The organism is Bradyrhizobium sp. SSBR45G (assembly GCF_030159255.1).
Classification (GTDB): domain Bacteria; phylum Pseudomonadota; class Alphaproteobacteria; order Rhizobiales; family Xanthobacteraceae; genus Bradyrhizobium.
Window position 1 is genome coordinate 16041 of record NZ_BSCT01000024.1, and the last position, 14576, is coordinate 30616.

Here is a 14576-nt window from a genome sequence, read left to right on the forward strand (position 1 = left end):
AACAGAGTAGGGCGTCATGAATTCTCAGCCGGGCAAGCCCCGCATATTGGTGTTCTCGCTTCGGAACATTTTCGGAAGAGCTCTCAACCGCGGTCCTCACGTCGAGCTCGAGGACATCATCTGCGAGGTCGATTCCGCCGAATTGCTTGCGCCCCGGCTCGATCCGTCGAGCCGGCGGGCGAGCTTCGCCACGCGGCTCGCCTATCATGCGCCCGTGCTGCTCAATCCCGGGCTGCCGCGCCGTCCGGCCCGGCAGCAATATGACGTGCTGTTCGCGATCTGCGGCTTTCCGCAGGATCTGATCATGTTCGACGCGATCGAGGATCTGAGAGCGTCCTCCAGACTGTCGGTCTGTCTCCTCGACGAGCTCTGGGTGAAGGAGATTGCCAAGCACCGGCACTTTCTCAAGGTGCTCGCGAAGTTCGACATCGTCATGCCGTTCCAGATCTCTACGGTGGAGCCGCTCAGCAAGGAGATCGGACAGCGCTGCGTGCATCTGCCGCTCGCCATCGATGCCATCAGGTTCAGTCCATATCCGGATCCGCCCGAGAGGGTCATCGACGTCTACAGCATGGGGCGGCGGTCTCGGACCATCCATGAGAAGCTGCTCGCGATGAGCCGCGACGACGGTCTGTTCTATCTGCATGACACGATCGGCGGCAGCCAGGCCATCGACCTCGGGGAGCACCGGACGCAGGTCGCAAACATCGCCAAGCGCAGCCGGTATTTCCTGGTCAATCCGGGCAAGTTCGACGAGCCGGCCGAGACGGGACGTCAGGTCGAATTCGGATACCGGTATTTCGAGGGGGCGGCATCTGGCGCCATCATGCTCGGAGAGCGTCCCGACAACGAGCTGTTTCCCAGACTGTTCGATTGGCCGGATGCGATGGTCAACGTGCCTCACACCTCCGATGACATCGATCGGGTCATCAGGGATCTCGACCGGGATCCGGAGCGGCAGGACCGCATGCGGCGGGCCGGGATGACGCAGACGCTGTTGCGCCATGACTGGGTGTATCGGTGGGAGACGATCCTCGCGGCGACGGGCCTGCAGCCGTTGCCGGCGCTGTCGGCGCGGAAGGATCGTCTGAAGGCGCTGGCCGGGATGATTTCGGGCGGCCAACCTCCGAGGCGGAATGAATTAAATCGCGCGCCGATATTATTGGCGCAGTAGAATGTTTTAATTCATGTCCCCGCCACAAAGTCGCGTCATCGCTCGTCCGCTGCTCCGGACGGTGCTGACATTTTCGCGATGGCTTCTTTTGACGGATGCGTTTCATGTCCTTGACGAAGTCGGCCGGCTCGCGACGAGACATGCGCATTTTGACCTCGACGACGACTGCAGGTGATTGACGCGACATGTCGGAAGCCATCGCCGCCTATTTCGAAGACCATCGGGAATCCAAGGATCTCGGACGCCGCGCACTGCGCGGCGGCATCATTTCCATCGTCATTCAATATGGCAATGCGGCGCTCCAGATCATCGCGGCCATCGTGCTCGCCCGGCTGCTTGCCCCGGAGGATTTCGGACTTGTCGCCATCGTCACCGTGCTGACGAGCTTTGCGCCGCTTCTGATCGATTTCGGCCTGCTCGATGCCACCGCGCAGCGCAGCAGGGTCACCCCGGCGCAGGTCTCCGGCCTGTTCTGGGTCTCGACCGGCATCGGCGTGGCCATCGCGGTGATCGTCGCCGCGTCCAGCCCGCTGATTGCCTGGATCTACGGCGATCCGCGTCTGGGGCCGATCGCGCTGTGTGTCGCGATCACCTTCGTGCTGTCGGGACTGACCAACCAGCACATGGCGTTGCTCCGGCGCACGATGCAGTTCGGCCGCATCGGCCAGATCCAGCTGTTCGGGACGCTCGTCGGGACGGCCGCAGCCATCGCTGCCGCGATCGCGGGCTATGGCTATTGGGCCCTGGTGCTTCGCCCCGTGGTCAGCTCGATCTGTGTCGTGATCGCGGCGTGGTCGGTCTGCCCGTGGCGGCCCGGTCCTCCGCTGTTCGACGACGACGTGAAGTCCATGGTGAAGTTCGGCCTTCACGTCGTCGGCTTCACGGTCGCCTACACGCTGTCGCGCGCGGTGGACCGGATCGCGCTCGGCCTGCTCTACCGCGCCGATCAGGTCGGCTACTACCAGAACGCCATGAACCTGTACGACAACTCGGTCTATGCGGCGCTCAATCAGACCCACGCCGTCGGAAGCTCCGCGCTCAGCAAGCTGCAGTCCAATCCGGTCGCGCTGCGACAGAAGTATGAAGCGGCACTGTCGATCCTGGCCTTCTTCCTGATGCCGGCGGCGGCGATTCTCTCGGTCACCGCCCAGGACCTGACCGTGGTTCTGCTTGGCCAGAAGTGGCAGGCCGCGGGCGCATTGCTGAGCATCATCGCGCTGCGTGGCATTTCGCACGTCGTCGAGGGCTCGCAAGGCTGGTTGCATCTGTCGCTCGGGCGGGCCGACCGCTGGCAGACCTGGGGCATTATTTCGCTCGTGGTGCAGGTCATCGCCGTGCTGGCAGGCCTGCCGTTTGGACCGACCGGCGTCGCCTGGGCCGTGGTCATCGGATATTCGCTGATCGCGCTGCCGTCGGTGATCTATGCAGGCCGCCCGATCGGCATCGGCGCGGAGCTCGTGGCTCGGGCTGCGGGCCCCCAGACGATCGGGGCGATCGCCGCCGCAGCGGCCGGATGGTGGCTGCAGTCCACGCTCCTCACGGCCTGTCCGGCGCTGCTGCGCATGGTGCTGTCCGGCTGCTTCTGCAGCGTGCTCTACCTCGCGATCGTCGTCGGCGTGTTCCGGCACAATGAGCCGCTCAGGATCGCAGGTACGATCATCCAGGATGTCATCAGGAAACGGTGAGCGGCGGCCGCAAACGCCGGCGTCGCGCCAAGATTATCTATCGCCATTTATTAAATGAGATATATACTCGTCCCGTGATTTAATTATTTTAAAGTGACCATGGCCCACGACCCTTCAGCCCCGGATGTCATGGACCCCGCGCCGCCGGCGCGGGGCAATCCGCGGCCCGTCGATGCCGGCGGCGTGGACGCGCGGCGTCTCAGCATCCTCAGCGTCTCGCACATGCCGGCGAGCCCGCCGCGTTTCGGCGCCCAGGCGCGGATGCATGGGCTGATGATGGAGCTCGCCCGCCGCCATGATCTCACCGCGGTGACGCTGGTCGACGATGCCTACGATCTCGACGAATGCCGCCGGGCGATGCAGGCCTATTGCCGGGACGTGGTCCTGGTGCGCAACCCCTACGGCCGCGACGGCCTTTCGAAGCGGCTTCTGCAGCTGCGCTCGCTGGTGTCGGGGCAGAGCTTCGATCGCCTGCGCGTGGCGCTGCCGGAGCTGCAGCGCGTGCTGGATCGGGTGCTGGGCGCAACGCGGTTCGACATCGTCAATCTCGAATTTCCCTATCTCGGCCACTGCCGGTTTCGTCAGGCTCCCGCGGGAGAGCAACCGCCGCGGCTGATCGTGGACTCGCATGAGATCGCCTATGATCTGGCGCGGCAGTTCGCAGCGACCGGTGCAAGCCTTGGTCGCCGCCTCTATGCCGGGGCCAATTGGCGCAAGCTGCGGCGCGAGGAGCTCGCGGCCTATGCGGGCGCCGACGGCGTCTATCTCTGCAGCACCGACGACGAGAAGCGCCTCCATGACGACCTGCCGAACGTCTGCACGGCGGTGATCCCCAACGCGGCCGATATCGCGTTCTACCAGCCGCGCAGCACGGACCCGGCGCCAGACGGCCGCACGGTGGTGTATTTCGGACTGCTCTCGACCATCCCGAACATCGATGCGGTCACGCATTTCGTCCAGGACATCTGGCCCGCGATCGCCGCGCGGCATCCCGACGCGCGCTGCAAGATCATCGGCGGCCGGCCGCCGCCGTCGCTGCTGGCATTGGCGGGTCCGCGCGTCGAGCTGACCGGCTTCGTGCCCGACCTGCGGCCGCATCTGGCGTCGGCGGCGGCGGTGGTCGTGCCGCTGCGCCTCGGCGGCGGCACCCGGCTCAAGATCGTCGAGGCGATGGCGATGGGCAAGGCGATCGTTTCGACCAGCCTCGGCGCGGAAGGGATCGACGCGAGGGCAGGGCGCGACATTCTCATCGAGAACGATCCGGCTGGCTTCGCCGACGCCGTCAGCCGTCTGCTTGCCGAGCCGGATCTGGCGGCGCGCATCGGTGGCGCGGCGCGCGAGGTCGCGGTCGACAAATATGCCTGGAGAGCGGCGGCGCAGGCGCTGGAAGGCTTCTACCGCAGGATCCTGGAGACACCTCCATCATGAAGGCCGCACTCATCGGGGCCGGACAGATCGCTCGTCAGCATCTGGCCTGTCTCAACACTCTTCCCGGCGTTCGACTGGCCGCGATCTGTGATTTGTCGCCGGCCACTGCTGAAGCGGCTGCGGAGCGCTTTGCCATTCCGGCCTGGTTCACCGATCATCGGGCGATGCTGGAGACGATCCGGCCGGATGTCGTGCACGTGACCACGCCGCCGACCTCGCATTTCCGGCTGGCGATGGATGCGCTCGAGGCCGGCGCGCATGTGATCGTGGAGAAGCCGGCGACCTCGACCTTCGAGGAGCTGGAGATCCTGGTCCGGCGCGCCAAGGACGCCGGCCGTCACGTCGTCGAGGATTACAACTACATCTTCAATCACGGGCCGCAGGAGATCCTGCGCCGGATCGAGACCGGTGAGTTCGGCGCGGTCACCCATGTCGACGTGCTGATCTGCCTGGACATCCTGGGCCCCGACGGCTTCGCCGATCCGAATTCGCCGCATCCTGCGCTCAACCTTGCGGGGGGCGCGATCGCCGACTTCCTGCCGCATCTCGCCTCGCTGTCGCATGCCTTCGTCGGCCCGCATCGGAGCGCGCAGACCGTCTGGAGCAAGCGCAAGCCGTCGCTGCTGCCGTTCGACGAGTTTCGCAGCGTGGTGGAGGCCGAGCGCGGCACCGCGACGCTCGGCTTCAGCGCCAGCGCGCAGCCGGATGCGTTCTGGCTGCGGGTCTATGGCGAGAGGATGCAGGCGACGGCCAATTTGTTCGAGACGCGGCTCACCTTCGACGGCCCGCGCAATGTGCCGAAGCCGCTGCGTCCATTCTTCAGCGGCCTGGAGGAGGGCCGCGACATCCGCCGCGCGGCGCTGTCGACGCTGCTGCGCAAGTTCAAGGGACCTGGCGCCTATGAGGGGCTCTGGGAGTGCCTGGCCCGGACCTATCAGGGGCTTTCCGCCGGCGCTTCGTTGCCGATCACGGGAGACGATGTTCTGGCCGTCAACCGGATGGTCGAAGCGATGAAGCCGAGGGGAACAACCGAGATGAGGGAGCTGCGGGCATGAAGGCCCTCGTCACCGGCGCCAACGGATTTCTTGGCCGGCACGTGGTGAACGCGCTGCTGGCGCGCGGCATCGAGGTTCGCGCCATGGTGCGTCCCGCCACGCGTGTCGACGCGCTGGGGTGGCCGGCGTCGGTCGACATCGTCAGGGCCGACCTGCGCAGCTCGCGTGACCTCGTGGGCGCCTTCGCAGGAGTCGACGTGCTGATCCATCTGGCGGCCGTGGTCTCAGGAGGCGAGGACGCGCAATTCGCAGGCACTGTCGCCGGCACCGAGCGGCTGCTCGAGGCGATGTCGGGCAGCGCCTGCCGCCGCCTCGTGCTGTGCAGCAGCTTCTCGGTCTATGACTACACGGCGGCGCGCGGTGTTCTCGATGAGACCTCGCCGCTGCAGCAAACGCCGGACGTCTACACCCGCGGCGGCTACACCGTCGCCAAATGGTGGCAGGAGCGGGTGACGCGCCGCTACGTCGAGCAGCACGGCTGGGATCTCACGGTGCTTCGCCCCGGCTTCATCTGGGGCCGCGGCAACAGCTATCTCGCGGCGCTGGGACAGCAGATCGGACGGCATCACGTGGTCATCGGGCCGCTGACGCGCGTTCCGATGACCCATGTCGAGAATTGCGCCGACGTCTTCGCGCTGGCGGCTGCGGACTCGCGCGCGATCGGCCAGACCTTGAACATCGTCGACGGCCCCGGTGAATGCGTCTGGACCTATCTGTCCGACTACATGCGCGGCACCGGCGCGCGCGGCTGGCGGCTGCCGATTCCGCACTGGCTCGCCAGCACCGTCGTGCGGCTGGCTTTCGTCACCGTGTTCAGGCGGGCGACCAAGGTGCCGGCGATCCTGACGCCCAAGAAGTTCGATGCGATGCTCAAGCCGCTGCGCTTCGACAACCGCAAGCTGCGGGACACGCTCGGCTGGACGCCGCCGCTCGACTACCAGCAGTGCCTGGCGCGCACCTATGGACCGGTGACGGCGCCGACGGAAGCGCCGGCGTCGTGGTCGTCCGGAACGGCGGCTTCGATTTGAGGGCCGGGATGATTCTGCGACGGCCGAGATGGGGTCTGGCACTGGTCGCGACGACCCTGGCCGCGGTCGCCGTCGCTGCCGCTCCTTCCGTCGCCAAGCCGGTCCTGCGCGCCGCGGGACATGCGCTCGTGCTCAGCGAGCTGGCCGCGCCCGCCGACATCATCGTCATCGCCACCGATTCCGGCGGCGCCGGCGTACTGCAAGCAGCGGATCTGGTGCATGACGGCATTGCGCGCCGCGTCGCCGTGTTCACCGATCCGCCGAGCGGGGAGGATCTCGAATTCATCCGCCGCGGTCTTCCCTACGACGACATGGCGGCACGGCAGATCCGCCAGCTCGGCTCGCTCGGCATCGCCGATGTCGTGACGATTCCAAGAGAGGAAGCCGGCTCTCGCGGCGAAGGCGAGGTCCTTGCCGCATGGTCGGACCAGCATGCGATCCGCGCGATCGTGTTCGTTGCCGCCAGCGATCACTCGCGCCGCATACGGCGCGTGCTCGATCGCAACATGAAGGGGCATGGCGCGCGCGTGACGGTGCAGGCCGAACGCTATTCGGGCTTCGATCCGGAGTGCTGGTGGCAGACGCGGCGCGGCACCCGGACCGCGATCATCGAGCTCGAGAAGCTCGCCCTCGACATCGTCATGCATCCTCTCTCGTTGTGAACTCGCGCATTGCAAACGGATTTATCTGATGTGTGGCATTGCTGGGATCATCGGGCGGGTCGACGACGACAACCGCGCAGCGCTTCAGCGCATGAACGACGCCATGCTTCATCGCGGTCCGGATGCCGGGGGAACCTGGGTCTCCGAGGCGGACGAGCGCGGCTGGGGCGCGCTGCTGGCCCACCGCCGTCTTGCCATCCTCGATCTGTCGCCCGCCGGCGTGCAGCCCATGACGGACCCGGTCACGGGTCATGTCATCGTCTTCAACGGCGAGATCTATAATTTCGCCGATCTGCGACACCGCCTGATGGCGGAGCGACAGCAATTCAACTCCACGGGCGATACCGCGGTGATGTTGCGCGCGCTCGGCCTGCACGGGCCGGACGCCGTATCCTGGCTGCGCGGCATGTTCGCCTTCGCCTGCTGGGATCCAAGCGAGCGCCGGCTGCTGCTGGCGCGCGATCCGCTCGGCATCAAGCCGCTCTATGTGGCCCGTGCCGCAAGTCCCGGTGCCGGCTGGTCACTGGCTTTCGCGTCGGAGCTGCGCGCGCTCCTGGCCTCGGGCCTTCTCGGCAAGCCGCAACTCGATCCGCAGGCGGTGGCCAGCGGCGTCTGGAACGGCTTCGTGGTCGGGCCGGGCACGGCGGTCAAGGGCGTCGAGCTGTTGCCTCCGGGCCATCTGACGGCGTTCGACGGTGTCGGGAATACGATCCGCGACGCGGATTTCTGGACCATCCCCGGCCATGCGCCGGAGCAGGTCATGGACGAGGAACAGCTGGCCGCCATTCTTCAGGATACGCTCGGACTGCATCTGGCGAGCGACGTGCCGCTGGCGGTGTTTCTCTCCGGTGGCATCGATTCTTCGGTCATGGCCAATCTGGCGCAGCGCGCGGCGAAGAGCCCGATCCACACCTTCACGCTTGCGTTCGAGGAGCAGGAGCTGAACGAGGGACCGATCGCGCGGCGCATCGCCGATGCCATCGGCACCGAGCATCACGAGGTGGTGCTGACCGAGCAGCATTTCGTCGACAATCTCGATGCCGCGCTCGACAGCCTGGACCAGCCGACATTCGACGGCCTCAACTCCTACTACATGTCACACGCCATCCGCGGCGCCGGCTTCACCGTCGCCTTGTCGGGCACGGGGGGCGACGAGCTGTTCGGCGGCTACACGTCGTTCCGCGATCTGCCGGTGCTGCAGCAATGGTCGCGGCGGACGGCATCGGTGCCGGCGGGCCTGAAAGTCGCCGCGGCAAAGCTCGCCGCCCGGCTGCTGTCGCCGTCGGGCAGCGTCGTCGCTTCGCAGACGCGCTGGGCCAAGCTCCCGGACATGGTTCGGCGCAGCGATGATCTGCTGGCGCTCTACCAGATGGCGTATGCGCTGTTCCTTCCCGGCTTCCAGCGTGATCTGCTCGCGCCCGACCTGGTCGCGACGTTGAGTGACGGTCTTCCAACGGCGATGAAGGCCAAGATCACGGCGGAGACCCGCGCCCGTACGCCGTTGTCGGCGATCAGCGTCATGGAGCAGCGCCTGTTCCTTGGCGAGCGGCTGCTGCGGGACAATGACGTCGCGAGCATGGCGGCCTCGCTGGAGCAGCGTGTGCCGCTGGTCGATCAGGTGCTGTTCGAAAGCGTCGACCGGCTGCCCGATCAAGCGCGCTACGAGCCGTTGCGCAGCAAGGCAATGCTCAGGCGCGTCGGCCTGCGCGGGCTGGATCTGACGCTGTTCGACCGACCGAAGAGCGGCTTCGTCTTGCCGCTGGATCGCTGGATCCGGCGTGGTCTGCAGGATGCGATGGACCAGACCTTGCGCGACCCGCAGGCCATCGCGTCCGTCGGCCTCGCGCCCGCGGCGGTGGAGCGGCTCTGGCGCGCCTTTCTCGACGGCGCCCCCGGACTCTACTGGTCCCGCGTCTGGTCGATCTATGTGTTCGTCCGCTGGTGTCACCGCCACCGCGTCTTCCGCTGACGGACAATGATCGAATGCCGAGCCGCGAGAGCGTCTCAGGCCTCGGGCATGACAATTCCGCCGCAGACCGGCACGCGCACGCCGGTGACGAAACCTGCGAGGTCGGAGGCCAGAAAGGCGATCATGTTGGCGACGTCCTGATCATAGCCACGCCGTCCAAGCGGCACCGAGCGCTCATAGAGCGGCTGCACCTCGTCGCGGTCGCGGCGATCCTTGTCGGAGATGACCCAGCCGGGCGCCACCTGATTGACGGTGATGCCATGTTCCCCGAGCTCTTTCGCCAGCGAGCGCAGCATGCCGTCCATGGCACATTTCGCGGCGGTGTAAGGTGCACGGTTGGGCAAAGCGAGGCTCGTCATCTCCGTGCCGAGCGAAATCAGCCGTCCCCATCTGCGCTCGATCATCGGGCCGGAGAACACCCGGGCGGTCGCCCAGGCCTGCAGAACCGAGGAACGAAACACCCGGTCGAACTGGTCGGCGGTCTGATCGATGACAGGACCTTCGTCGAACCACGTCACCGCGTTGTTCACGACGATGTCCACGGGGCCGAGCCTGCTCTCGACTATAGGGCGCATCGCCTCGACATCTTCGAGCCTGGCAACGTCGCCGGAGATCGTACAGGCGCGCTGCGGCTCAAGCTCGTTCAACTCGTCGCAGAGGCGCTCGGCCACATCGCGCGCCGTCAGGTAGTGGATCGCGACCTTGGCGCCGCAGGCGGCCAGCGTTCGCGCGATCGGCCTGCCGATCTCTCCCGCTGCGCCGGTGACGAGCGCAACCCGGCCTGACAAATCGATCTGCAGCGGCGATCTCAAAGGCTTCAGCGCCGGGTCGTCCGGCAGCGGACCGAGCGTATTTCGTCGAATTCGTCGTGCGACAGCGCTCGCGATCCGCATACGCCAGTCTCCAGCTAATAGTCATCGCCCACGCGCCAATATTAAATGTGCGGCGCGGGAATTAAATTGCACAATTTGACGCATTATATTTGAAGCTGCCGAGCGGCGTCGGCCGGCACCGCCCATGTGGCGCGCATGGCCTCGCAGGCATCTGACGAGATCTGATCGCCTCCTGAACGATCAGAACGCGCGTGTCGTCGGCCTCTGCACGATGCGATCGCGAAGCGGGCGGTCGATTGCGCTCGAGCCCGGTGATTGTCCGACAGTAACCGAGGCGCCAGTCGACCCCGGCCTGAACCTGTGTCTGAGCTGCCTGAAATACGGCTCCACCAGGCGCTCGATCACCGCGGCATAGACGACCGAGATCAGAAGCGTGAGCGGAAACAGCATGTAGGGCTTGGCGGCAATCGCCGGAAAGGTCTTGTCGAAGGTTCGGATCACCACATTGTGGATCAGATAGATCGCGTAGGAATAGGTGCCGAGCGTCATCATCCAGGAACGGTTCAGAAGACGGAACGGCGGCGTGTCGGCAAAGCGGACGGCGAAGTAGAACAACGGCATCAGGGCCAGACCCTGAATGCTGTAGCGCGCCGTCTCGCGGAAGACCGGATCGCGGTAGAGCAACGACAGCAGCAGCACGGCCACTGCGGCCAGCAATATCGCCCAATGTTTCGGAGACATCGCGCCCGGCTTCGACCGCTGCCGCGCCGGGTTCATGACGAGCGCCAGCACGCAGCCATAGGCGATGGAGTCGATGCGCGTATCGGACGCATAGTAGGTCCGGTCGGGAAAAAAGCCGGGCGTATGCACCAGATGGAAGCGCCAGGCGAGGACGGCGAGGCAGACGAGCCCGAGCAGCGCCCCGACGGTGCGGGGGCGCAGCGCGGACCCGAGCAGCAGCGTCATCAGCAGCGGATAGACGATATAGAAGTGCTCCTCGACCGCGAGCGACCACAGAATGCCAGTGCCGTCCGGGACGGTGTTGCCGGGATCGAAGAACAGGCCATAGTAGTTCGCAAAATAGAGCAGCTGCGCCGCCAGCCCCTGGAGCGTGATCCCGCCATCCAGCATGCCGGCACAAGTAAGCCCATAGGCGATCGCCAAAGTGATCAGCAGCGGCGGCATCAATCGGAAGACGCGGCGGGCGTAGAAGCGCGGGACGTTGATGGTTCCGGTTCGCTCATGCTCCGAGAGCATGAGGGTCGAGATCAGGAACCCGCTCAGGAAGAAGAAGATCGTGACGCCGAATCCGCCTGGGATCAGGGTCTGCAGCCCGGAATGACCGAGAACGACGATCAGCACCGACAGTGCGCGGATGCCGTCCAGCGACGGAATCACAGGCGATATGCTGACCTGCGCATCCGGGGCCGATGGAGTGGCGGCAGATGTGCTGCTGTTATCGGTGACCTCGATCGGCATGGGCGCGGAGGCACCGCCACGACGGCTGAACGCGAGAATCTTGGCCATGATGTCCAATCGAGACGTCGGAGAAAGGCTTGCTTCGCAAATGTCGCTTCGGCCGCGCTGCGATCTGCCGGGCGCGGATCACCTTGTGTCGGCGAGAGGGTGGCTGGCGCGCCAGAGTTGATCTCGCTCGGCATTGATCCGCGCCGTGGCGGCGCGCTTGCCCAGGCGCAGGCAGGCCCGCTGATAGGTGCGCAGGAAGCGGCGGAACTCGAGATCGTCGTAGCGCGGCAGGCCCTGCAGCCAGCTTCGGAAATACCCCCATAGCATGGCCGTGCTGCCGATCAGCGCGGGATAGGCGGGCAGATGATAGACCGCCACCGCGAGATGATAGAGCGGCGATGTGCCCATGAAATACTGGCCGAAGCCCTTGCGCAGGCGTCCTGTCCAGATGCCCTTGTGGCTCGCACCTTGCGGCCGCAGATGAATGAAGCGCAGCGCCTCGGTGTCGATGCTCTCGGCAATCCAGCCGAGCATGCGGCAGCGGTGGCAGTCGATGCCGTCCCACATCACCTGGCGTACGAAGCCGCCGATCTCCTGGAAGCAGGCCACGCGGTAGAACTTGGTCATGCCGACCGACATCTCGTCGCCGCAGACCTCCGGCTCCAGGGCGCCGGTCTGCGGGTGGACGAACCAGGGCTTGCCCGAGGTGGTCCCGACCCTCGGATCCCCCTCCATCCGCGCCATCAGCAGCTCGAAATAGCGCGGAGGCAGGTCGAGATCCATGTCGAGCTTGCAGATATAATCGTAGTCCTCGAGCCGTACGGTTTCCAGACCGGCATAGAACGCCTCGATCACGCCGGGGCCGACCTTGCGTCCGCCGCGATCGGCGCGGCGCACCACGCGGAGATAGGGCAGGCGCTTCGCATAGTCCTCCAGGATGGCGGGGGTGTCGTCGGTCGAGCCGTCGTCCACGACGATCCAGAGGGCTGGCGGCACCGTTTGCGCCGCCACGCTGTCCAGCGTTCGTCGGAGATATTGTGCCTCGTCGCGGCACGGCGAGATCAGCAGGTAGCGGCGCGATGGCGTCACGTCTCGAAATCCCTATGCGGAAGGCTGCGGGCGGCCGCAGCGCCCTTATCGGGGCGGAGCGGTACCGGGCGGCTTTCAATAAATTAAATCGTGATTTAATATTATGAGATGCGACGTGTCAAAATCATGGTGTTTTTAAATTCGTCCGCTCCCGGCGTTCCACGCCGGGGTTGCCTCCGCTTCGGCATATTGTGGACACTGGCCCTCGCGGCCCTGGTCGCTCCTGGCTACGCCGGGCAGCCCGGCGAAGCTTCCGAGGCAAATGCGCCGATCGGGCTGCCGGCTCCGCCCGGCAGTCTGCTGCCTGCCGATCGCGCAGTCGCCTGGAATCCCGGCCTGACGTCCATGGGCGGCATTCCCAACCGCACCACGATCTACCGAACGCTGTCTCCGAGCGAAAAGGATGATACCGCCGCGATTCAGGCAGCGCTCGCCGCTGCACCGGCGGGGCAGGTGGTGATGCTCGGACCGGGTACGTTCATCGTCAGCGCGCCCCTCCTGATCAATCGCCCGGTCACGCTGCGCGGTTCGGGCGCAGGCGCGACGAGGCTGGTGAAGCCGAACGGCGCCCGCGCCAGGACCTCTGCGGTCATTCCCGGCACCCAGGGGATCCTGACGCCGGTCGACCCCGCCTCGTACAGCTATGATGCCAGCCCGATCATCATCGTCGGACCGTCACGCTGGAACAACGGTCCCGACACCGCCGCCTCGCAGTCTCTGCTTGCGGACGGTGCCAAGGGCGCCAGCACCGTCGCGCTGGCAAGCACTGCGGCCCTGAAGGCCGGCGATTTCGTCCTGGTCGACGAGGCGTCGGGCGCGTCATGGCAGACGACGCCGGCGGGCTTTCCAGCAGCGGCCAAGGTCTGGCAGGGCGATCGCGTCGCCTGGAACATGCATTTTCCGGTGCAGCCGGGGGACGACAATGCCGGCGCGAATGCCGACGGCCCCTATGATCAAATGCCCGGCGAGCTGCCAAAGTCGATGGCGTGGTTCGCACGAACCGACCGGGCAACCGCGGAGATCAAGGAAATCGCGGCCGTGTCGCCGACCACGGTCACCTTCACCTCGCCGCTGACGATCAGTTATCGCTTAAGCCATCAGGCACAGCTCACACCTTACAGCACCGATCCGAACAGTGGCGGTCATGCCGCCAACAATCGCGATATCCATGTCGCTCACGCAGGCGTCGAGAATCTGAGCATCATCGGTGGTGCGGAGGGCGCGCTGCGGTTCGAGACCGCCGCCTATTCATGGGCCCGATCGATCGAGGTGACGCAGTGGCTCGGCGAGGGCGTCGCGATCGACAATTCGTTCCGGATCGAGCTTCGCGATTCCTATGTCCATGCGGGGGCGTGGCCGCAGCCGGGCGGCGCCGGATACGCGATCAGTCTGGCGTCGGGCTCGTCCGAGGCCTTGATCGAGAACAATATCCTCGTCGACGTCTGCAAGAACATGGTGTTCCGGTCGGCCGGCGCCGGTACGGTGGTCGGCTACAACTATGCCGATGATTCGTTTGACTTCGACAATCCCGGCTGGGTCGAAGTCGGCATCAACGCGTCGCATATGGCCGGCTCGCATCACGTCCTGTTCGAAGGCAACCTGTCGCACAATGCCGACAGCGACTATACGCATGGCAACGCGATCTATCTGACCTTCTTCCGCAATCATCTGACGGGGCAGCGCCAGCGCTTCGTCGACCGTTCCGGTCTGCGCACCGTTGGCCTTGCTTATGGATCGTGGTGGGACTCCTTCGTGGGCAACGTGCTGGGGCGTCCGGGACGCATGAGCGGGTGGGCCTATGACGATCCCTCGATGCAAGCCAACATGGCGCGCTGGGGGCAGGGCGCGGTGGGCGACATCTGGATGCTCGGCTATGATCCCGAGCGATGGACGATGGCGCCGGACCCGAAGACGTTGGCGACGGTGATCCGCGGCGGCAATTTCGACTATCTCAGCAACCAGGTGATCTGGACCCGCGGCCTCCCGATGCAGTCGCTGCCGGCATCGCTCTATTTGCGTGCCAAGCCCGGCTTCTTTGGCCATCATCCCTGGCCTTGGGTCGATCCGACCGGTGACATCAAGCTTCATCTCCTGCCGGCAAAGGACAGGTTCGATGCGGGGACGCCGTTCGCGGCGGCTCCGGGAGCGACGCAATAGAGGTGCCGATGCTGCTCACGAAGTTCAGG

At 65.7% G+C, this 14576-nt stretch carries 11 protein-coding genes; 8 read left to right on the forward strand and 3 right to left on the reverse strand.

What is annotated here, in order from left to right:
• The first annotated feature begins 16 nt into the window (after positions 1 to 16).
• The 7 genes from QQL87_RS24330 to asnB all read left to right on the forward strand — a co-directional run bounded on the left by QQL87_RS24330 (position 17) and on the right by asnB (position 9001).
• Entirely contained in the window at positions 17 to 1174 is a 1158-nt protein-coding gene (locus QQL87_RS24330) for a glycosyltransferase (protein ID WP_284421283.1), read from the forward strand.
• 185 nt (positions 1175 to 1359) lie between these two features.
• Complete coding sequence (locus QQL87_RS24335; RefSeq protein ID WP_284421284.1) at positions 1360 to 2859, forward strand: lipopolysaccharide biosynthesis protein; 1500 nt, start codon at positions 1360 to 1362, stop codon at positions 2857 to 2859.
• 99 nt (positions 2860 to 2958) lie between these two features.
• On the forward strand, positions 2959 to 4287 hold the full coding sequence (locus QQL87_RS24340; protein ID WP_284421285.1) for a glycosyltransferase: 1329 nt from the start codon (positions 2959 to 2961) through the stop codon (positions 4285 to 4287).
• The gene (locus QQL87_RS24345; protein ID WP_284421286.1) at positions 4284 to 5342 is read left to right on the forward strand and encodes a Gfo/Idh/MocA family protein; all 1059 of its coding nucleotides are present in this window, start codon (positions 4284 to 4286) and stop codon (positions 5340 to 5342) included. The genes QQL87_RS24340 and QQL87_RS24345 overlap by 4 nt, the downstream gene beginning before the upstream one ends.
• Positions 5339 to 6370 (forward strand): NAD-dependent epimerase/dehydratase family protein, encoded by a 1032-nt coding sequence (locus tag QQL87_RS24350; protein WP_284421287.1) that lies wholly within the window; start codon positions 5339 to 5341, stop codon positions 6368 to 6370. The genes QQL87_RS24345 and QQL87_RS24350 overlap by 4 nt, the downstream gene beginning before the upstream one ends.
• A gap of 8 nt (positions 6371 to 6378) precedes the next feature.
• Positions 6379 to 7032 (forward strand): hypothetical protein, encoded by a 654-nt coding sequence (locus tag QQL87_RS24355; protein WP_284421289.1) that lies wholly within the window; start codon positions 6379 to 6381, stop codon positions 7030 to 7032.
• Positions 7033 to 7060: 28 nt separating this feature from the next.
• The gene (asnB, locus tag QQL87_RS24360; RefSeq protein ID WP_284421291.1) at positions 7061 to 9001 is read left to right on the forward strand and encodes an asparagine synthase (glutamine-hydrolyzing); all 1941 of its coding nucleotides are present in this window, start codon (positions 7061 to 7063) and stop codon (positions 8999 to 9001) included.
• Between the two features lie 35 nt (positions 9002 to 9036).
• Here asnB and QQL87_RS24365 read toward each other — a convergent pair whose 3' ends face one another.
• From QQL87_RS24365 to QQL87_RS24375, 3 genes are all read right to left on the reverse strand, one after another.
• Complete coding sequence (locus QQL87_RS24365; protein WP_284421292.1) at positions 9037 to 9894, reverse strand: SDR family NAD(P)-dependent oxidoreductase; 858 nt, start codon at positions 9892 to 9894, stop codon at positions 9037 to 9039.
• A 180-nt stretch (positions 9895 to 10074) separates the two neighbouring features.
• Entirely contained in the window at positions 10075 to 11361 is a 1287-nt protein-coding gene (locus QQL87_RS24370) for an acyltransferase family protein (protein ID WP_284421293.1), read from the reverse strand.
• A 78-nt stretch (positions 11362 to 11439) separates the two neighbouring features.
• Positions 11440 to 12390, reverse strand: coding sequence for a glycosyltransferase family 2 protein (locus tag QQL87_RS24375; protein WP_284421294.1), 951 nt, complete (start codon positions 12388 to 12390; stop codon positions 11440 to 11442).
• A gap of 189 nt (positions 12391 to 12579) precedes the next feature.
• Here QQL87_RS24375 and QQL87_RS24380 point away from each other — a divergent pair, with 189 nt between their 5' ends.
• Positions 12580 to 14547, forward strand: coding sequence for a glycosyl hydrolase family 28-related protein (locus QQL87_RS24380; protein WP_284421296.1), 1968 nt, complete (start codon positions 12580 to 12582; stop codon positions 14545 to 14547).
• Positions 14548 to 14576 lie beyond the last annotated feature (29 nt).